Origin of the sequence: Streptomyces sp. NBC_01261 (assembly GCF_036226385.1) — a bacterium.
Taxonomy (GTDB): domain Bacteria; phylum Actinomycetota; class Actinomycetes; order Streptomycetales; family Streptomycetaceae; genus Streptomyces.
On sequence record NZ_CP108463.1, the window covers coordinates 6898681 to 6914906 of the forward strand.

Consider the following 16226-nt stretch of genomic DNA (forward strand, 5'->3'; position numbering starts at 1 on the left):
GACCGGTTGCAACGGATTCTTTGCAACTAACCCTTTGGAACTCGCCCCCCCCGCAAGCCCTACTTGACCAACCCCTCCGCCTTCATCCAGTCCAACGCCACCTGATGCGGATCCTCCCCGTCGACATCCACCTTCGCGTTCAGCGTCCGCGCCACCGTGTTGTTCAGCTTCTTCGTCACCGGGTCCAGGACCCGCGCGATCGCCGGCCACTTCTTCAACGCCTTCGTGTTGATCTCGGGCGCCGCGTTGTAGTTGGGGAAGAACTTCTTGTCGTCGGCCATCACCGCGAGGTTCATCGACTTGATGCGGCCGTCGGTGGTGAAGACCTCGCCGTACGTGCAACTCCCCTTCTTCACCTGGGTGTAGATGATCCCGGTGTCCATCTGCGTGATGTTCTTCGCGGGGAGGTTCATCCCGTACGCCTTCTCCATGCCCGGCAGCCCGTCCGCGCGGTTGGCGAACTCGCTCTCCACGCACACCGTCACCGCGCCCGGGTCCCGCTTCGCCAGCGCGGCCACCTCGGACAGCGTCTTCGTGCCGTACTTCTTGAAGTTGGCCTGGTTCATCGCGAGGGCGTAGGTGTTGTTCAGGGCCGACGGCGGCAGCCAGGTGATGCCGTTCTTCAGGTCCGCGTCCCGTACCGCCTGCCACTGCTTCATCGGGTCGGTGATCGGCTTGCTGTTGCCGAGGTAGGTGATCCACGCGGTGCCGGTGTACTCGTACATCCCGTCCGCGTCACCGGACTTGACGGCCTCCCGCGCTCCGATCGAACCCTGGATGCCGGTCCGGTCCAGGACGTCCGCGCCGGCCGCCTCGAAGGCGATGCCCATCATCGCGCCGAGGACCAGCTGCTCGGTGAACTCCTTCGAGGTGACGGTGAGATGGGCACCCTTGAGGGGCTCGCCCCGCCCGACCGTGCCGGGGCTGACGTCGTCGACCATCGGGGAACCGCTGGTCAGTCCGCAGCCGGAGACGACGACCAGCGTCCCGGCCAGCACCAGACAGGTGCGCCTCATGAGCCCGTCTCCAATCCCCTTGGCCGCAACAGGAGTTCGGCCAGGGAGGCCAGCCAGTCCACGAGCAGGGCGAGACTGACCGTGAGGATCGAGCCGAGCACCAGGACCGGCATCCGCTGGGTGGTGATGCCGGTGGTGATCAGGACGCCCAGGCCGCCGCCCCCGCCGAAGGTCGCCAGGGTGGCCGTACCGACGTTGAGGACCAGGGCGGTTCGGACCCCGGCCAGGATCAGCGGGACGGCGAGCGGCAGCTCCACCTTGGCCAGGACGCCGAGTTGGGACATGCCGATGCCTCGGGCGGCTTCGAGGAGGGTCGGGTCGTTGGCCTTCAGGCCCGCGATGGTGTTGGACAGGACCGGCAGGACGGCGTAGATGATGATGCCGATCAGGGCCGCCTTCTCGCCGGTGCCGAGCCAGATCACCAGCAGGGCCAACAGGCCGATCGCCGGGGTCGCCTGTCCCATGTTGGCGAAGGTCATCGCCACCGGGGCGGCCTTGCGGAACGCCCTCCGGGTCAGCAGGACGCCCAGCGGGATCGCGATGATCAGCACGAAGAACGTGGAGATCACGGTCAGTTGGACGTGCTGCCAAAGAGCCTTGCTCACCTGGCCGTTGGAGAGGGCGTTCTCCGAAATGGCGTCCAGGTGCGCCTGGTTGAACCACAGCCAGGTCGCCAGCAGGATCGCCACCAGGGCGGCGGGCAGGAACGTCAGCTTCTGCCAGGTGATCCGGCGTTTCGGGGGAGTCGCGGGCGGCGGGGCCTCGACTTCCGTCTCCTCTTCCAGCTCGGGAGTGGTCACGCCTTCTCCTCCCCGCCGGCGCCTTCCTGCTCGGCGTGCGTCTGGAGGGCCCGGGCCTCCTCCAGCCCGTGTTGGGCCTCCATCGCCTCCAGCCGGTCGGCCTCCAGGAGTTCGTGCACGGAGTTCATCAGCGTCTCCATGTCGACGACGCCGGTGTACTCGCCGCGCCGCCCGGTGACCGCGACCCGCCCCGCGTTGTCCGTGAGCACCGCCTCCAGCGCGTCCCGGAGCGTCGCGTCCCGCGTCACCGTGTCGCTGACCAGCGTGCCCGCCCGGGCCAGCGACCCCTTGGCGCGCATCATGTCGCCGCGCCGCAGCCACTTGTAGGGCCGGCCCCGCTTGTCGAGGAGGAGGATCTCGTTGGTGCCGCTGTCCCGGAGCTTGTCGAAGATGTTCTGGAGCGGGTCGTCGACGGTCACCGTCGGGTAGTCGGTGATCTCCACGTCCCGTACGCGGGTCAGGTTCAGCCGCTTCAGGGCCGCGCCGGCGCCCACGAACCCGGACACGAAGTCGTCCGCCGGGTTGGTGAGGATCGCCTCCGGGGTGTCGAACTGCGCGATGTGCGAGCGTTCGCGCAACACCGCGATCCGGTCGCCCAGTTTGATCGCCTCGTCGAAGTCGTGGGTGACGAAGACGATCGTCTTGTGCAGTTCGTGCTGGAGCCTGATCAACTCGTCCTGGAGATGATCGCGGGTGATCGGGTCGACCGCGCCGAACGGTTCGTCCATCAGCAGCACCGGCGGATCCGCCGCCAACGCCCGTGCCACGCCCACGCGTTGCTGCTGTCCGCCGGAGAGCTGGCGCGGATAGCGGCCCTGGAACTCGCCGGCGTCCAGCCCGACCAGGTCGAGCATCTCCTCCACCCGGTCCCTGATCCGGGACTTGGACCAGCCGATCATCTTCGGCACGAGCGCGATGTTCTGGGCGACGGTCATGTGCGGGAAGAGCCCGCTCGACTGGATCGCGTAGCCGACCTTGCGGCGCAGCTTCACCGGGTCGATGTCGGTGACGTCCTCGCCGCCGATGCGGATCCGGCCGCCGGTCGGTTCGATCAGCCGGTTGATCATCTTGAGCGTCGTGGACTTGCCGCAGCCGGACGGGCCGACGAAGACGACGAGTTCGCCCGCCTTGATCTCCATGTTGACGCTCTCGACGGCCGGGTCGGCGCTGCCCGGATACCGCTTGGTCAGGTTCTCCAGCTCGATGGAGGCACCGGAGGTCGCGGTCGCCGGCTCGGACGCGGATCGCTCGGACGCGGATGGCTCAGGCACGGATCCCCCTGGGAATGGTCAGCCGTCCGAGAAGGACGTACGCGGCGTCGAACAGCAGCGCCAGGACGATGATCCCGAGCGTGCCCGCGAGCACCTGGTTGAGGGCGTTCTTGCTGCCCAGCGACCCGATCCCGCGGAAGATCTCGTTGCCGAGGCCGGGCCCGGAGGCGTACGCCGCGATGGCCGCGATGCCCATCAGCATCTGGGTGGAGACCCGGATCCCGGTCAGGATCGGCGGCCAGGCCAACGGCAGTTCGACCCGCAGGAGCCGCGCGAGCCGGGACATCCCGATGCCCTTCGCCGCGTCCACGAGCGACGGGTCGACCCCGCGCAGGCCCACGATCGAGTTCCGGACGATCGGCAGCAGGCCGTACAGGGTCAGAGCGATCACCGTGGGCGGAACGCCAAGACCGACGATCGGAATGAGCAGACCGATCATGGCGAGCGACGGAATGGTCAGGATGGTCGAGGTGGCCGTGGTGGCGAGGTTGCCCGCCCACTCGCTCCGATACGTGACGACCCCGATCACCACACCGATCAGCGTGGCCACGACCATGCACTGGAAGACCGCGCTGGCGTGCTGGTAGGCGTCGGTGAGCAGTTGCTGGTGCCGGTTGCCCACGTACTCCCAGAAGCTCACATGCCCACACCCCTACGTCGGCCAGGTCGTCCCTTCCGGGTCTTCCGCCGCCTGTTTCACCAGCGGGATGATCCGCAGCGGAACGGGGTTCTCCATGACGATGGCGGTGGCGGCCCGGACAATGCCATCAAAACCGACAACCCGGTCGATGACCCGCTGGAGATCGGCGTTCGACCGGGCCACGAGCCGGCACAGCATGTCCCCGCTGCCGGTGGTGGTGTGCAGTTCGAGGACCTCGGGGACGGTCGCCAAGTGCGCCCGGACGTCCGGGCCTTGCCCCTGCCGGATCTCCAGCGTCGCGAACGCCGTGACCGGATACCCGAGCGCCGCCGGATCGACCTGCGGGCCGAATCCCCGGATGACGCCATTCGACTGAAGCCGGTCCAGCCGCGCCTGCACCGTCCCGCGGGCCACCCCCAGCCGCCGGGACATCTCCAGCACCCCGATCCGCGGCTCCTCGGCCAGCAGCACGATGATCCGGCCGTCGAGACGATCGATGCCCATGGTGTCCGCCTCCGAGGATGGTCATCCTGTACAGAAAGACCGCCGAAACGGTCGTATCGCTGAACAGAATGCCCAGCAGATACGCAAACTATTGCGCACCTTGCCAGGGAGGGGGGAGCCTGCGGACATGACGCAGACCACTCACCACACCCCCGACACCGCCCGGCAGGCCGACCCCTTCCCGGTGAAGGGAATGGACGCGGTCGTCTTCGCCGTGGGCAACGCCAAGCAGGCGGCGCACTACTACTCCACGGCCTTCGGCATGACGCTGGTCGCCTACTCCGGTCCGGAGAACGGCAGCCGCGAGACCGCCTCGTACGTGCTCACCAACGGCTCCGCCCGCTTCGTCCTCACCTCCGTCATCAAGCCCGCCACCGCCTGGGGCGAGTTCCTCACCCGGCACGTGGCCGAGCACGGCGACGGTGTCGTCGACCTCGCCATCGAGGTGCCGGACGCGCGCGCCGCGTACGCCTACGCCGTCGAGCACGGCGCCCGCTCCCTCGCCGAGCCGTACGAGCTGAAGGACGAGCACGGCACGGTCGTCCTCGCCGCCATCGCCACCTATGGCGAGACCCGCCACACGCTCGTCGAGCGCACCGGCTACGACGGCCCGTACCTCCCCGGCTTCGCCCCCGCCGACCCGCTCGTCGCGGCCCCCGCGCACCGCACCTTCCAGGCGATCGACCACTGCGTCGGCAACGTCGAACTCGGCCACATGAACGAGTGGGTCGGCTTCTACAACAAGGTCATGGGCTTCACGAACATGAAGGAGTTCGTGGGCGACGACATCGTGACCGAGTACAGCGCGCTGATGTCGAAGGTCGTCGCCGACGGCACGCTCAAGGTCAAGTTCCCGATCAACGAGCCCGCCGTGGCGAAGAAGAAGTCGCAGATCGACGAGTACCTGGAGTTCTACGGCGGCGCGGGCGTCCAGCACATCGCGCTCAACACCAACGACATCGTGCAGACCGTACGGACGATGCGCGCGGCCGGAGTGAAGTTCCTCGACACCCCAGACTCCTACTACGACACCCTCGGCGAGTGGGTCGGCGACACCCGCGTCCCCGTCGACACCCTGCGCGAGCTGAAGATCCTCGCCGACCGCGACGAGGACGGATACCTTCTCCAGATCTTCACCAAGCCGGTCCAGGACCGGCCTACGGTGTTCTTCGAACTGATCGAGCGACACGGCTCGATGGGCTTCGGCAAGGGCAACTTCAAGGCGCTGTTCGAGGCGATCGAGCGGGAGCAGGAGAAGCGGGGCAACCTGTAACGCACAGGTCCCGCAAGGGACTTGGGAGGACCGTGGCCGACGCGCCGATCGACCTGTCGGCACCGGCGCTGCGCTGGCTGTGGCAGAAGGGCACCCTGCACGAACCCACGGTCCTCCAGTCGTTCGCCCTCGACGAGGTCCACCAGCGCCTGTACGTCCTCCAGTTGAGAACGGGCGGCGCCGACACCGGCAACCTCTGCCTCAACCAGCTCGACTACACGGGCAGGGCGCTCGGCCACATGCACCTCCAGGGCTTCGGGCACGGCGTCAGCATGGGCGTGCAGAACACCGCCGACGGCGACGTGTGGATCTGGACCGAGGCCGCCGCGAAGACCGGTTCGGGCGGTGCCTACGGCCAGGCCGTCACCCGCTTCCACTTCGCCGGCGGCGCCACCCGCACCTCCGCCGACGTCGCCATCCGCAAGCCGATCGCCGACTCCACCAACAACCAGCCCACGGTCTGCATGACGTCGAAGCGGTTGGCGATCCGCTACCGCATCGCCAACCAACCCCGTTACAGGGTCTGGGACTTGGACGCCTTCGTAGCCCGCGACTACGCCACTCCGCTGGCCGACATAGCCCAGACCGGCGCCCACCCGAACCCGGCGATCCCGTTCCAGGGCTACGCCCTCGACGGCGACCACCTCTACCAACTCGCCGGAACCGCCTACGAATCCACCACCAACCCGCCCGCGAAACACGGCAACGCCTACGTCTCCTGCCTCGACATCCGCACCGGCGAACTCGTCCAGCAGTCCCGCACGGAGGCCGGCTACAACCTCACCTACCGCGAACCGGAAGGCCTCGCCGTCCGCACCAAGCCCCGCACCCGCCTGTGCGTCGGCTTCGCGTCCGGGGAGGCGGGGGCACGGAAGTTCTCCCTCTGCTACAAGCCGTAGCGGTCAAACAGGTCCGGTCGGCTTCTCCTGCGGCTCCTTGTCCGTCGGCAGGGGCTCGGTGGGCGGCTCGCCCAGCGTCGCCAACGCCGCCTGCGCCGGCGGCACCCGCAGCGGTGAGAAGTACGGGTTGATCTGCAACGCCTCCTGGAGATGCCGGCGCGCGGACGCGAACTTCTCCAACTCCTTCTCGATCATGCCCCGGTGGAACGCGTACAGCGCGTCCCGCACCCCACCCCCGTGCACCCTGTCCGTCGCCGCCGACGCGAACTTCAGCGCCTCCTCGTCCTGCCCCGCCCGGTGCAGCGCCCACCCGAGCGCGTCGGCCACCGGGATGCCCGGCTGCCGCGTCCACTCGGCACGCAGTCGCCGTACGGCGTCCCGGGCGTCGCCGTGGTCCGCCTCGAACACGCCGAGGATCAGCTCGTCGTCCACGCCGGCCGCCGCGTCCTTGGCGGCGAGGGCGCGCAGCGTGTCGTACTGGACGCGGGCGGCCTGCGTGAGTCCGAGCGACTCGTACAACTCACCCAGTTCCAGGGCGTATTGGGGGGTCGGCTGCTTGGCGAGGGCGACCTGGTAGGCGTTCAGGGCCTCCGAGGTGCGGCCCAGCGCCGCCAGCGCGCGGCCCTTACCGGCGAGCGCCTCCCGCTGGTCGGGGTCGAGCCGTACGGCCGCCTCGAAGTGCCGTAGCGCGACCTCACGGTCCCCGCGTTCCCAGGCCAGCTCGCCGGCGCGCTGCAGCCAGGCGGCCTGCTCCGCCGGGGCGGTGGCCTTCGCCGCCGCGTCGGCGAGCTGGGCGGCGGCGTCCTCGCGCCAGCCCCGGTCGCGGTAGACGGCGGCGGCCCGCGCCATCACGGCCGGGCCGGTGTGCAGCTCCAGCAGCTTTTCGAGGGTGCGCTGGGTCGCCTTGTAGTCACCGAGGCCGGTGTACGCGTCGATCAGCAGCGGATACGTCGTCCACCGCCTCGGCGCCGCCTTCACCGCGGCCTCGCCCCAGGTGCGCGCGGCACGGAAGTCCCGCCGTTCGTTCGCGAGGGCCGCCAGGCCGTCCATCGCGACGGCGCTCGCGTCGTTGCCCTTCGCGCGCACCTTCAGCGAGGTGCGGAGGGCCTCCTCGGCCTTCGGGTAGTACAGGGTGTCCCCGGTTCGCCGCCCCTGCTCCACATAGGCCGAGCCGAGCACCGCCCACGACCGGGCGTCCCTCGGATGGACCCGTACCCGCGTCTCGCGGTCGCCGATCAGCGCGGCCAGGTCGGGCAGCGCGGCCGGCACCCCCGCGGTGACCGCGCTCAGCGCCTGCGCCTTGGGGCCCGGAGCGGGCGGCGGCGCCGGACGCGGCTCCTCGGGGAGCAGCCACAGCAGTCCGCCGACCACGGCGCACCCGGCGACCGTCGCGATCAGCACCCGGCGCGGAACGGGGGAGCGGCGCCTGGGCGCCTCCGCCACCAGGGACGTACCGGGGCCCCGCTGTTCGTTCTCCATGGCGCTCACTGTGCGTCAGTACGACGACCACATCCCGGCACCCAAAGCCACGCGCGGACGGGGTTCACACCGATGGCCGCGAGTGCGACGCTGTGATCATGAGCCGTATCGAAGCGCCTCGCGACCAGGACACCGGGACCCTCGTCGACCGGCTGCTGGCCGGGCTGCCCGCCGAGGCCGTCCTGACCGACCCGGACGTCACGGCCTCGTACGCCAACGACATGGCGAGCTTCTGCCCGTCCGGCACCCCTGCCGTCGTCGTGCTGCCGCGCACGGTCGAACAGGTCCAGCACGTCATGCGCGTCGCCACCGAACTGCGTCTCCCGGTCGTCCCGCAGGGCGCCCGCACGGGCCTGTCGGGCGCGGCGAACGCGTCCGAGGGCTGCATCGTGCTGTCCCTCGTCAAGATGGACCGCATCCTGGAGATCAGCCCGGTCGACCGCATCGCGGTCGTCGAGCCCGGGGTCATCAACGCGACCCTCTCCCGCGCGGTCAACGAGCACGGCCTCTACTACCCGCCGGATCCCTCCAGTTGGGAGATGTGCACGATCGGCGGCAACATCGGCACCGCGTCCGGCGGGCTGTGCTGCGTGAAGTACGGGGTGACGGCCGAGTACGTCCTCGGCCTGGACGTCGTCCTCGCCGACGGGCGGCTGATGAGCACCGGCCGGCGTACGGCCAAAGGCGTCGCCGGGTACGACCTGACCCGGCTGTTCGTCGGCTCGGAGGGCTCGCTCGGGATCGTCGTCAAGGCGACCCTGGCGCTGAAGCCGCAGCCGCCCCAACAGCTCGTGCTGGCGGCCGAGTTCGGGTCCGCGGCGGACGCGTGCGACGCGGTGTGCCGGATCATGGCGGGCGGGCACGTGCCGTCCCTCCTCGAACTGATGGACCGTACGACCGTCAAGGCCGTCAACGACCTGGCGCACATGGGACTGCCGGAGAGCACCGAGGCGCTGCTGCTCGCCGCCTTCGACACGCTGGACCCGGCCGCCGACCTGGCCGCCGTAGGAGTCCTGTGCGAGGCGGCCGGAGCCACGCAGGTCGTGCCCGCCGAGGACGCGGCCGAGTCCGAACTGCTGCTCCAGGCACGGCGGTTGTCGCTCACGGCGCTGGAGGCGGTCAAGGGCACGACGATGATCGACGACGTGTGCGTGCCCCGGTCCCGGCTCGGCGAGATGCTCGAAGGGGTGGAACGGATCGGTGAGAAGTACCGGTTGACGATCGGCGTCTGCGCGCACGCCGGTGACGGCAACACGCACCCCACCGTGTGCTTCGACGCGCAGGACGCCGACGAGTCCCGGCGCGCCCGCGAGTCCTTCGACGAGATCATGGCCCTCGGCCTGGAACTCGGCGGCACCATCACCGGCGAACACGGCATCGGCGTCCTGAAGAAGGAGTGGCTGGCCCGCGAGATCGGCCCGGTGGGCGTCGAGATGCAGCGGGCGGTCAAGGCGACCTTCGACCCGCTGGGGATCCTCAACCCCGGCAAGCTGTTCTGACGGCGGGCGCCGGGCACCCCTTCCCGACAGAATGTGACACTTGGGGGGTGGAGTGTCACATTTCCTGAACTCACTCCCCGTCCCGCGACTCGTCCGACGGCCACGGGTCGCGCAGCCACAGATCGTCGGCCGGGGTCGGTGCGAGCAGCTCGGCCAGGCCGGCGTCGATGCCGAGCTGCTCGGCCTCAGAGCCCGGAGGGACCACCCGGAGGGTGCGCTCCAGCCACGCCGACACCTGCGCCGACGGGGCCTCCAGCAGGGCGTCCCCGTCGGGTGAACTCAGCGCCATCAGGACGACACTGCGCCGCTCCACCTTCGTCGGCCACACCCGCACGTCCCCGTGCCCGCATGGCCGGAACACGCCCTCGACGAGGAGTTCGCGGGCGAACGTCCAGTGCACGGGGTGCTCGGAGTTGATGTGGAAGGAGATGTGGACGGCGTACGGGTCGTCGGTGCGGTAGCTCAGCCGGGCCGGGACCGGAATGCTGCGCTCCGGCGACAGGATGAGTTTGAGCTCCAACTCCCGCTCTACGACTGTGTGCATGACGTGTGTCTCCTCTCGTTGACCGGGCCTCGCGGTGGGCCCGTACGAGTGGAGAGGGGGTGCGGGCGGAAGCATTACGCGAGTTCGGGCATCTTTTTTTTCCGTGGTGCGTCACGAAGGCTTCGCGGGGCTTCGGGGCGTGTGGACTCCGTGCACGAGGTTGCCCGGAAAGGGGTGGGTCCGGCGGGACGGGCAGTGGTGGTCGCACGGGTCTGGTAGATGTGGACACCCCCATTTGACCTCCGAGCAGATACGGGACGACGGACATGAGCGCCCCAACGCCGGCACCCGGTGACGACAGGCCCCGCGAGGGGTACTACCCGGACCCGTCCATTCCTGGCTATGTCCGGTACTGGAACGGCGCGGCCTGGGTGCCCGGCACCAGCCGCCCGGCGCCGTCGGACGGCCTGCCGCCGGGCGCGCCGGGTGCGTCCGTCGAGGAGACCGGGCCGCACTTCTTCGACGAGGACCCGGCACCGGGCCACCAGGTGAGCCCGGCTCAGGCCCAGCACGGCAGCCGTCCCGAACCGGCGGCGGCCTGGGGCGCGGACCGCGCCCACCAGAGCGGCTTCGGCGGCGACCAGGACCGCCGCGTCTCCTGGGGCTCCCCGGACCCGAGAACGCCCGCCGACCCGAGAGTCCCCGTGGACAGCCCGGCGACGGTCTCCCCGGAGGACCCGCCCAGCCCCGGCACCTTCGTCTTCCGCCGCCCGACCACCGGGGGAGGGGACACCCCGTCGACCCCGCGCACACCCCAACAGGGCGGGGCGTTGGGGGCGCACGCCGGGGGCGCGGGGGATGCGGGGGGCTTCGGCCCCCACAACCCCGTCGCCAACAACCCCGTCGGGAACACCCCCTCCAGCGACCCCTCCGGCCCCGGCTTCGGTGCCGGTAAGGCAGCCGCCGCTCGTGCCGCGCAGGCTCAGGCGGGCCAGGCGGGTAGCGGCTCCGGGGCAGCCGCCCCCGTGGCGCCCTCCGCCGCCTCCACGGCGCTCTCCGGGCCCCAGCAGGCCGCCCCCGGTGTCCCTCAGCAGTCCGGCCCGGCGCAGCCGCAGGGTGCCGGCGTGGGCATGCCCATGGCTGCCGGCCCCGGAGGCGGGCAGCCGTCCTGGGCGCAGCAGGTGCACCGGCTGGCCGGGGACGAGGACGGGCCGGTGGCGCCCTGGAAGCCGCCTGTGGAGGACGTGTTCCAGGCGGCGGCCCGGCGGCAGTCGGCGGCGCGGCCCGCGGGGCTCGGGAAGCGGCTGGTCGCGCGGCTGATCGACACCGTCGTGCTCGGCGCGGTCACCGCCGTGGCCGCCGTACCGCTGGGCACCAAGGCCGTGGACCACCTCGACGACAAGATCGACGTGGCCAAGCTCTCCGGCCGTACCGAGACGGTCTGGCTGCTGGACGGCACGACGGCCGCCTGCCTGGGGATCGTCCTCGCCGTGCTCCTCCTCTTCGGGGTCCTCTACGAGGCGCTGCCCACCGCCAAGTGGGGCCGCACCCTGGGCAAGAAGCTCTGCGGTATCGAGGTCCGCGGGATCGAGAGCCACGAGCCTCCCGGCTTCGGCGGGGCGCTGCGCCGCTGGCTCGTCTACAGCGTCCCGGGGCTGCTCGGCATCGGGATCGTCGGCGTCGCCTGGTGCCTGTTCGACCGGCCCTGGCGCCAGTGCTGGCACGACAAGGCAGCACATACGTTCGTGGCGGCATAGGGGCCTACGGCATCCGGGGTACCTGATTCCGTACCCCGGACGGCCGCTCGCCGGATGCGGAGGCGGGCGGTTCGCGGTCGACTCGGCCCATGAGCACCGAACCGCCTCCGGGCTCCGGCCAGCAGCCGCCGGAAGACGACCCGTTCAGGAAGCAGCCCCCTCCTGGCCAGGGATCGGGCTCACCGTACGACCAGTCCTACGGGAACCAGCCCCCGCAGCCTCCTCCGTACGGCGGCGGTAGCGGCGGCGGTGACCCCTACGGCGGCGGCTCCTACCCCACCGACCCCCTCGCCGGTATGCCCCCGCTCGCCGACAGCGGCCGGCGCACGCTCGCCCGGATCATCGACCTGATCCTCGTCGGCATCGTCGTCTGGCTGCTCACCTGGGCCTTCGGCGTCCACGAGTACGACGTCGGCTCCAACGGCGCCTCGTACGCCAAGTCGCTCGGCCAGTCGCTCATCGCGGCCGTGCTCTACATCGGCTACGACACCGTGATGATGGCCAAGTCCGGTCAGACGCTGGGCAAGAAGTGGCTGGGTCTGCGCGTGGCCAACCTCGACAACGGGTCGACGCCGTCCGTGCAGACCAACCTGATCCGCGCGGCGGTGCTGTGGATCCCGTTCGCGTTCTGCTGCGCCTGCATCTGGACGGCGATCTGCGGCGGTTGGAGCTTCTTCGACAAGCCGTACAAGCAGGGCCTGCACGACAAGGCCGCCAAGACCGTGGTGGTCAGCACGCGTTGAGGCGGGCGCACACAGCGATCGGCGGGTCCGTGGTCAACGGGCCCGCCGATTCGCGTAGTCGAGCTTGAGGCCGAGCTTGGGCTTGTGCTTGGTCTAGGGAGTGCTCCGCTCCCGTACCGGCTCCGCGGACGACACGGCGGCGGCGGACACGGTCTCGCGCCGTACCGACACCGGCACCCGCTGCCGCTGCGGAACGGCCGGAGCCGCGGTCTGGGGGGCGGCCTGGGCCACTGTCCGGGTACGGGTCTTCGGCTGCGGCACCGTCAGGGAGACGAGCACCCCGAGGGCGAGTGCCGCGCAGGCGATGACAGCGATGCCCAGACCCGAGTTCGTCTGTGACAGCAGCAGCATGGCGAGCGTCGAGAAGATCACGGTGAACGAACCGTAGGCGAGCTGTGCGGCGGTCGGACGAGGCATGGCAATCGAGTCCTCGTTAGGCGATGGAGGGGAGACTGTGAAAGGGGGGTGCGACAAGGATGTCGGCCTGGCTTTCCGCCGGTTCCGGGCGTTCCGCCAGTCGACTCTATTCGCCTGCATGCCCGAGTGGAACGTGCAGTAAGCATGACCTAACACACGGCTCCGGTGCATGGGGGGCGCACAGAGTCATACCGTCCACCAAGTGGACGGATGTACGCGCCTGTTGAGTGATCCACGAGTCGGCCGTGCGCGTCCGTAAAGCGGACCCCGGCTTCGCATAGTGCACTTGTCCTGCTCAAGTCAAGGTCTGTCTTTTCTCGTAAACCTCTAGTCAAATAACGTCACTTGACTATCACGCGGACACCGCGCGCGGACCTTCCATGACTTCCAGGACCCCCCTTCCGCGCGGTCGGGTGCGCAGGGGAGGACCTCAAGTGACCAGCAGACCCTGGACGTTCAGAGCGGCCGCGGTGGGCGTCGCCCTCGCGGCGGCCACCGCCACGTTCTCGACGTTCGCCGTGGCGGAGGCCGGTACCGCGGCCAAGTCCGCCAGTGTGAACCGGCACGACCCGGCACCGGTCGCACAGAAGGAGCACGACCTCGACGGCCCGCTGAGCAAGACGCAGGACGCGCAGCGCCAAGAGGCCCTGAACCAGGTCATATCCGGGAAGGCGTCGGTCAAGGACCGCAACGGCTCGAAGGTCGTCCAGCTCAAGAGCAAGGGCGGCAAGAGCAAGTACGTCGAGCTGGGCCGCGAGAAGACCGACAAGATCTTCACGATCCTGGTCGAGTTCGGCGACCAGGTCGACAGCCGCTACGGCGGCACCGTCGGCCCGCTGCACAACCAGATAGCCGCGCCCGACCGGGCGAAGGACAACTCGACGGCCTGGCAGGCGGATTACAACCAGGCGCACTTCCAGGACCTGTACTTCGGCACCGGCAAGAAGACCGAGTCGCTCAAGAAGTACTACGAGAAGCAGTCCTCGGGCCGCTACTCGGTCGACGGCGAGGTCACCGACTGGGTCAAGGTCCCCTACAACGAGGCCCGTTACGGCTCCAACAAGGCCTCCACCGGCGCCTGGTACGCGGTGCAGGACGGCGTCAACGCCTGGGTCGCCCAGCGCGAGGCCGCCGGTGACACGGCCGCCGAGATCAAGACGGAGCTGGCCCAGTTCGACCAGTGGGACCGCTACGACTACGACGGCGACGGCAACTTCAACGAGCCCGACGGCTACATCGACCACTTCCAGATCGTGCACGCCGGTGAGGACGAGTCCGCCGGTGGCGGCGCGCAGGGCGAGGACGCGATCTGGGCCCACCGCTGGTACGCCTTCGGCACCGACGCCGGCTCCACCGGCCCGGACACCAACAAGCTCGGCGGCACCCAGGTCGGCGACACCGGCGTCTGGGTCGGCGACTACACCATCCAGCCGGAGAACGGCGGACTCGGCGTCTACGCCCACGAGTACGGCCACGACCTCGGCCTGCCCGACGAGTACGACACCGCGGGCGGCGAGAACTCCACCGGCTTCTGGACGCTGATGTCGTCCGGCTCCTGGCTCGGCACCGGCAAGCAGGCGATCGGCGACCTGCCCGGCGACATGAACGCCTGGGACAAGCTCCAACTGGGCTGGCTGGACTACGACATCGCCAAGGCCGGCACCAAGTCCAAGCACACGCTGGGCGTCGCGGAGTACAACACCAAGAACCCCCAGGCTCTCGTGGTGCAGTTGCCCGAGAAGGCGGTCACCACCGACGTCATCGCCCCGGCGCAGGGCGCCACGCAGTGGTGGAGCGGCAGCGGCAACAGCCTGAGCAACACCCTTTCCCGGTCGGTGGACTTGACCGGGAAGACGTCCGCCGCGCTCACCCTGGACGGCTGGTACGACGCCGAGGCCGACTACGACTACCTCTACACCGAGGTGTCCACCAACGGCGGCACGAGCTGGACCCCGATCGACGGCACCCTCGCCGACGGCTCCGCCATCCCGCGTGACGGCAGCGGCAACCCGGCCCTCACCGGCACGGCGGCGGCGTACCAGAAGCTGACGTACCCGCTGAACGCCTACGCGGGCCAGAAGATCGACGTCCGCTTCCGCTACCAGACGGACAGCGGGGTGGCGCAGAAGGGCTTCACGGCCGACGAGATCACCGTGACCGCCGACGGCACCGCCCTCTTCTCCGACAACGCCGAGACGGCCGATCCCGCGTGGACGGCCAAGGGCTTCACCCGCATCGGCTCGTCCTTCACGGACGACTACGCGCAGTACTACATCGCCGAGAACCGTCAATACGTGTCGTACGACAAGGTGTTGAAGGTCGGCCCGTACAACTTCGGCTTCTCGACGACCCGTCCGGACTGGGTGGAGCACTACGCCTACCAGAACGGCCTGTTGATCTGGAAGTGGGACACCTCGCAGGCGGACGACAACACCAGCGAGCACGCCGGTGAGGGTCTGATCCTGCCGATCGACTCCCACCCGACGCAGCTGAAGTGGTCCGACGGCACCCTGATGCGCAACCGCGTGCAGGCCTACGACTCGCCGTTCGGCCTGGAGCGCACGGACTCGATCACGCTGCACAACGCGGACGTCGCGACCAAGATCAAGTCGCAGCCCGGCGTTCCCGTCTTCGACGACAGGAAGTCGACCTACTACGACACGTCGAACCCGACGGCCGGTGTCAAGATCACTGACACCAACACCCGGATCAAGATCGTCAAGCAGCCGCACGACGGCTCGACGGTGAGCGTCCAGGTCGGCCCCTCGGCGAAGTAGTCGGTAAAAGCGCAGGTCAGAAACGTATCGGCGGTGACCCCCTGGCGGGTCGCCGCCGATCCGTGTTTAGGTGCGTCCTGTGCTTGGCTTATTGACACCGACTTCTACCTCGACCCGCCAGGGGGTGTGACCGCATTGTCCGCAGGAGGTTTCTGCAGGCTGCCGACCGGCAGCGTGGTGGTGGCGTTGAACCTGCCCAGACCCAGCGCCCAGGGTGACGGCTGCGTCCGCGTTCTCGTCCACGCACGCAACCGCGCCCGGGCTCTGACCCGGCTCCGCAACCTCGGGATGCGGGCCGTCTACCTGCGCGGCAACGCGGAGCCGCCGACACCGGACGAGATCACGGCCGTCCTGCACCACCCCGACGGCCTGATATGGCGCACGGCCCCGGCCCCTGACAACGCTGTCGTGATCCCGGGACCGGAGCGGGCACAGGAGCTGTGGCATCCGATCCGGGCGCTGCTCCGGAGGCCTGCGGCCTCGGCGTAACGCTCCGCGGGAGGGGCGGTGTTCTGTCTGCCGGCCCGGTGGGGGCTGAGCGCGCAGTTCCCCGCGCCCCTTGGGAGCAGCCCCTTCGGGGCGTGCCATCGCGAGGGCGCCAAGCTACGCGCCGAAACAGCCGTGCGCCCCGCAAGGGGCGCGGGGAACTGCGCGACCAGCCCCCACG

At 69.7% G+C, this 16226-nt stretch carries 15 protein-coding genes; 7 read left to right on the forward strand and 8 right to left on the reverse strand.

All coding sequences use genetic code 11. From position 1 onward, the window contains the following. Nucleotides 1–59 precede the first annotated feature (59 nt). Genes OG226_RS30665 through OG226_RS30685 form a run of 5 tightly spaced genes read right to left on the reverse strand, consistent with a single transcriptional unit; the run spans nucleotide 60 to nucleotide 4231 of the window. The gene (locus tag OG226_RS30665) at nucleotides 60–1016 is read right to left on the reverse strand and encodes a glycine betaine ABC transporter substrate-binding protein (RefSeq protein ID WP_329350669.1); all 957 of its coding nucleotides are present in this window, start codon (nucleotides 1014–1016) and stop codon (nucleotides 60–62) included. Further along, a complete protein-coding gene (locus OG226_RS30670) occupies nucleotides 1013–1816 on the reverse strand; it encodes an ABC transporter permease (protein ID WP_443044809.1) in 804 nt (267 codons plus the stop codon). Before OG226_RS30670 ends, OG226_RS30665 begins: the two co-directional genes overlap by 4 nt. Next, nucleotides 1813–3087, reverse strand: a complete 1275-nt coding sequence (locus OG226_RS30675) for a betaine/proline/choline family ABC transporter ATP-binding protein (RefSeq protein WP_328682995.1) — start codon at nucleotides 3085–3087, stop codon at nucleotides 1813–1815. Before OG226_RS30675 ends, OG226_RS30670 begins: the two co-directional genes overlap by 4 nt. Continuing rightward, nucleotides 3080–3727: an ABC transporter permease gene (locus OG226_RS30680; protein WP_318016613.1), complete on the reverse strand. Its 648-nt coding sequence runs from the start codon at nucleotides 3725–3727 to the stop codon at nucleotides 3080–3082. The genes OG226_RS30675 and OG226_RS30680 overlap by 8 nt, the downstream gene beginning before the upstream one ends. Nucleotides 3728–3739: 12 nt before the next feature. After that, a complete protein-coding gene (locus tag OG226_RS30685; RefSeq protein ID WP_318016612.1) occupies nucleotides 3740–4231 on the reverse strand; it encodes an Lrp/AsnC family transcriptional regulator in 492 nt (163 codons plus the stop codon). Nucleotides 4232–4358: 127 nt separating this feature from the next. Here OG226_RS30685 and hppD point away from each other — a divergent pair, with 127 nt between their 5' ends. Continuing rightward, nucleotides 4359–5504 carry a 4-hydroxyphenylpyruvate dioxygenase gene (gene hppD, locus OG226_RS30690; protein WP_329350670.1) on the forward strand — a complete coding sequence of 382 codons (1146 nt, stop codon included), beginning with the start codon at nucleotides 4359–4361 and terminating at the stop codon, nucleotides 5502–5504. A gap of 32 nt (nucleotides 5505–5536) precedes the next feature. Continuing rightward, nucleotides 5537–6403: a phage baseplate protein gene (locus OG226_RS30695; RefSeq protein ID WP_328682997.1), complete on the forward strand. Its 867-nt coding sequence runs from the start codon at nucleotides 5537–5539 to the stop codon at nucleotides 6401–6403. 3 nt (nucleotides 6404–6406) lie between these two features. Here OG226_RS30695 and OG226_RS30700 read toward each other — a convergent pair whose 3' ends face one another. Next, the gene (locus OG226_RS30700; RefSeq protein ID WP_328682998.1) at nucleotides 6407–7882 is read right to left on the reverse strand and encodes a tetratricopeptide repeat protein; all 1476 of its coding nucleotides are present in this window, start codon (nucleotides 7880–7882) and stop codon (nucleotides 6407–6409) included. A 92-nt stretch (nucleotides 7883–7974) separates the two neighbouring features. Between OG226_RS30700 and OG226_RS30705 the strand changes: the two genes are divergently transcribed. Next, the gene (locus tag OG226_RS30705; protein WP_328682999.1) at nucleotides 7975–9381 is read left to right on the forward strand and encodes an FAD-binding oxidoreductase; all 1407 of its coding nucleotides are present in this window, start codon (nucleotides 7975–7977) and stop codon (nucleotides 9379–9381) included. Nucleotides 9382–9451: 70 nt separating this feature from the next. On the opposite strand, the gene OG226_RS30710 is transcribed toward OG226_RS30705, so the two are convergent. Further along, nucleotides 9452–9925 (reverse strand): SsgA family sporulation/cell division regulator, encoded by a 474-nt coding sequence (locus OG226_RS30710; RefSeq protein ID WP_328683000.1) that lies wholly within the window; start codon nucleotides 9923–9925, stop codon nucleotides 9452–9454. 266 nt (nucleotides 9926–10191) lie between these two features. Here OG226_RS30710 and OG226_RS30715 point away from each other — a divergent pair, with 266 nt between their 5' ends. Beyond that, nucleotides 10192–11622, forward strand: coding sequence for an RDD family protein (locus OG226_RS30715; RefSeq protein ID WP_328683001.1), 1431 nt, complete (start codon nucleotides 10192–10194; stop codon nucleotides 11620–11622). Between the two features lie 89 nt (nucleotides 11623–11711). Then, complete coding sequence (locus OG226_RS30720; RefSeq protein ID WP_328683002.1) at nucleotides 11712–12365, forward strand: RDD family protein; 654 nt, start codon at nucleotides 11712–11714, stop codon at nucleotides 12363–12365. 93 nt (nucleotides 12366–12458) lie between these two features. Here OG226_RS30720 and OG226_RS30725 read toward each other — a convergent pair whose 3' ends face one another. Then, a complete protein-coding gene (locus OG226_RS30725; protein ID WP_328683003.1) occupies nucleotides 12459–12782 on the reverse strand; it encodes a hypothetical protein in 324 nt (107 codons plus the stop codon). A 434-nt stretch (nucleotides 12783–13216) separates the two neighbouring features. On the opposite strand from OG226_RS30725, the gene OG226_RS30730 reads away from it, so the two are divergent. Beyond that, nucleotides 13217–15559 (forward strand): immune inhibitor A domain-containing protein, encoded by a 2343-nt coding sequence (locus tag OG226_RS30730; protein WP_329350673.1) that lies wholly within the window; start codon nucleotides 13217–13219, stop codon nucleotides 15557–15559. A 135-nt stretch (nucleotides 15560–15694) separates the two neighbouring features. Continuing rightward, on the forward strand, nucleotides 15695–16048 hold the full coding sequence (locus OG226_RS30735; protein ID WP_327403683.1) for a hypothetical protein: 354 nt from the start codon (nucleotides 15695–15697) through the stop codon (nucleotides 16046–16048). Nucleotides 16049–16226: the final 178 nt, after the last annotated feature.

Bases quoted from the DNA above. Each gene is read 5' to 3' on its own strand.
- hppD (WP_329350670.1), top strand. From the start codon at position 4,359: ATGACGCAGACCACTCACCACACCCCCGACACCGCCCGGCAGGCCGAC.
- OG226_RS30700 (WP_328682998.1), bottom strand. From the start codon at position 7,882: ATGGAGAACGAACAGCGGGGCCCCGGTACGTCCCTGGTGGCGGAGGCG.
- OG226_RS30715 (WP_328683001.1), top strand. From the start codon at position 10,192: ATGAGCGCCCCAACGCCGGCACCCGGTGACGACAGGCCCCGCGAGGGG.
- OG226_RS30685 (WP_318016612.1), bottom strand. From the start codon at position 4,231: ATGGGCATCGATCGTCTCGACGGCCGGATCATCGTGCTGCTGGCCGAG.
- OG226_RS30665 (WP_329350669.1), bottom strand. From the start codon at position 1,016: ATGAGGCGCACCTGTCTGGTGCTGGCCGGGACGCTGGTCGTCGTCTCC.
- OG226_RS30720 (WP_328683002.1), top strand. From the start codon at position 11,712: ATGAGCACCGAACCGCCTCCGGGCTCCGGCCAGCAGCCGCCGGAAGAC.
- OG226_RS30710 (WP_328683000.1), bottom strand. From the start codon at position 9,925: ATGCACACAGTCGTAGAGCGGGAGTTGGAGCTCAAACTCATCCTGTCG.
- OG226_RS30725 (WP_328683003.1), bottom strand. From the start codon at position 12,782: ATGCCTCGTCCGACCGCCGCACAGCTCGCCTACGGTTCGTTCACCGTG.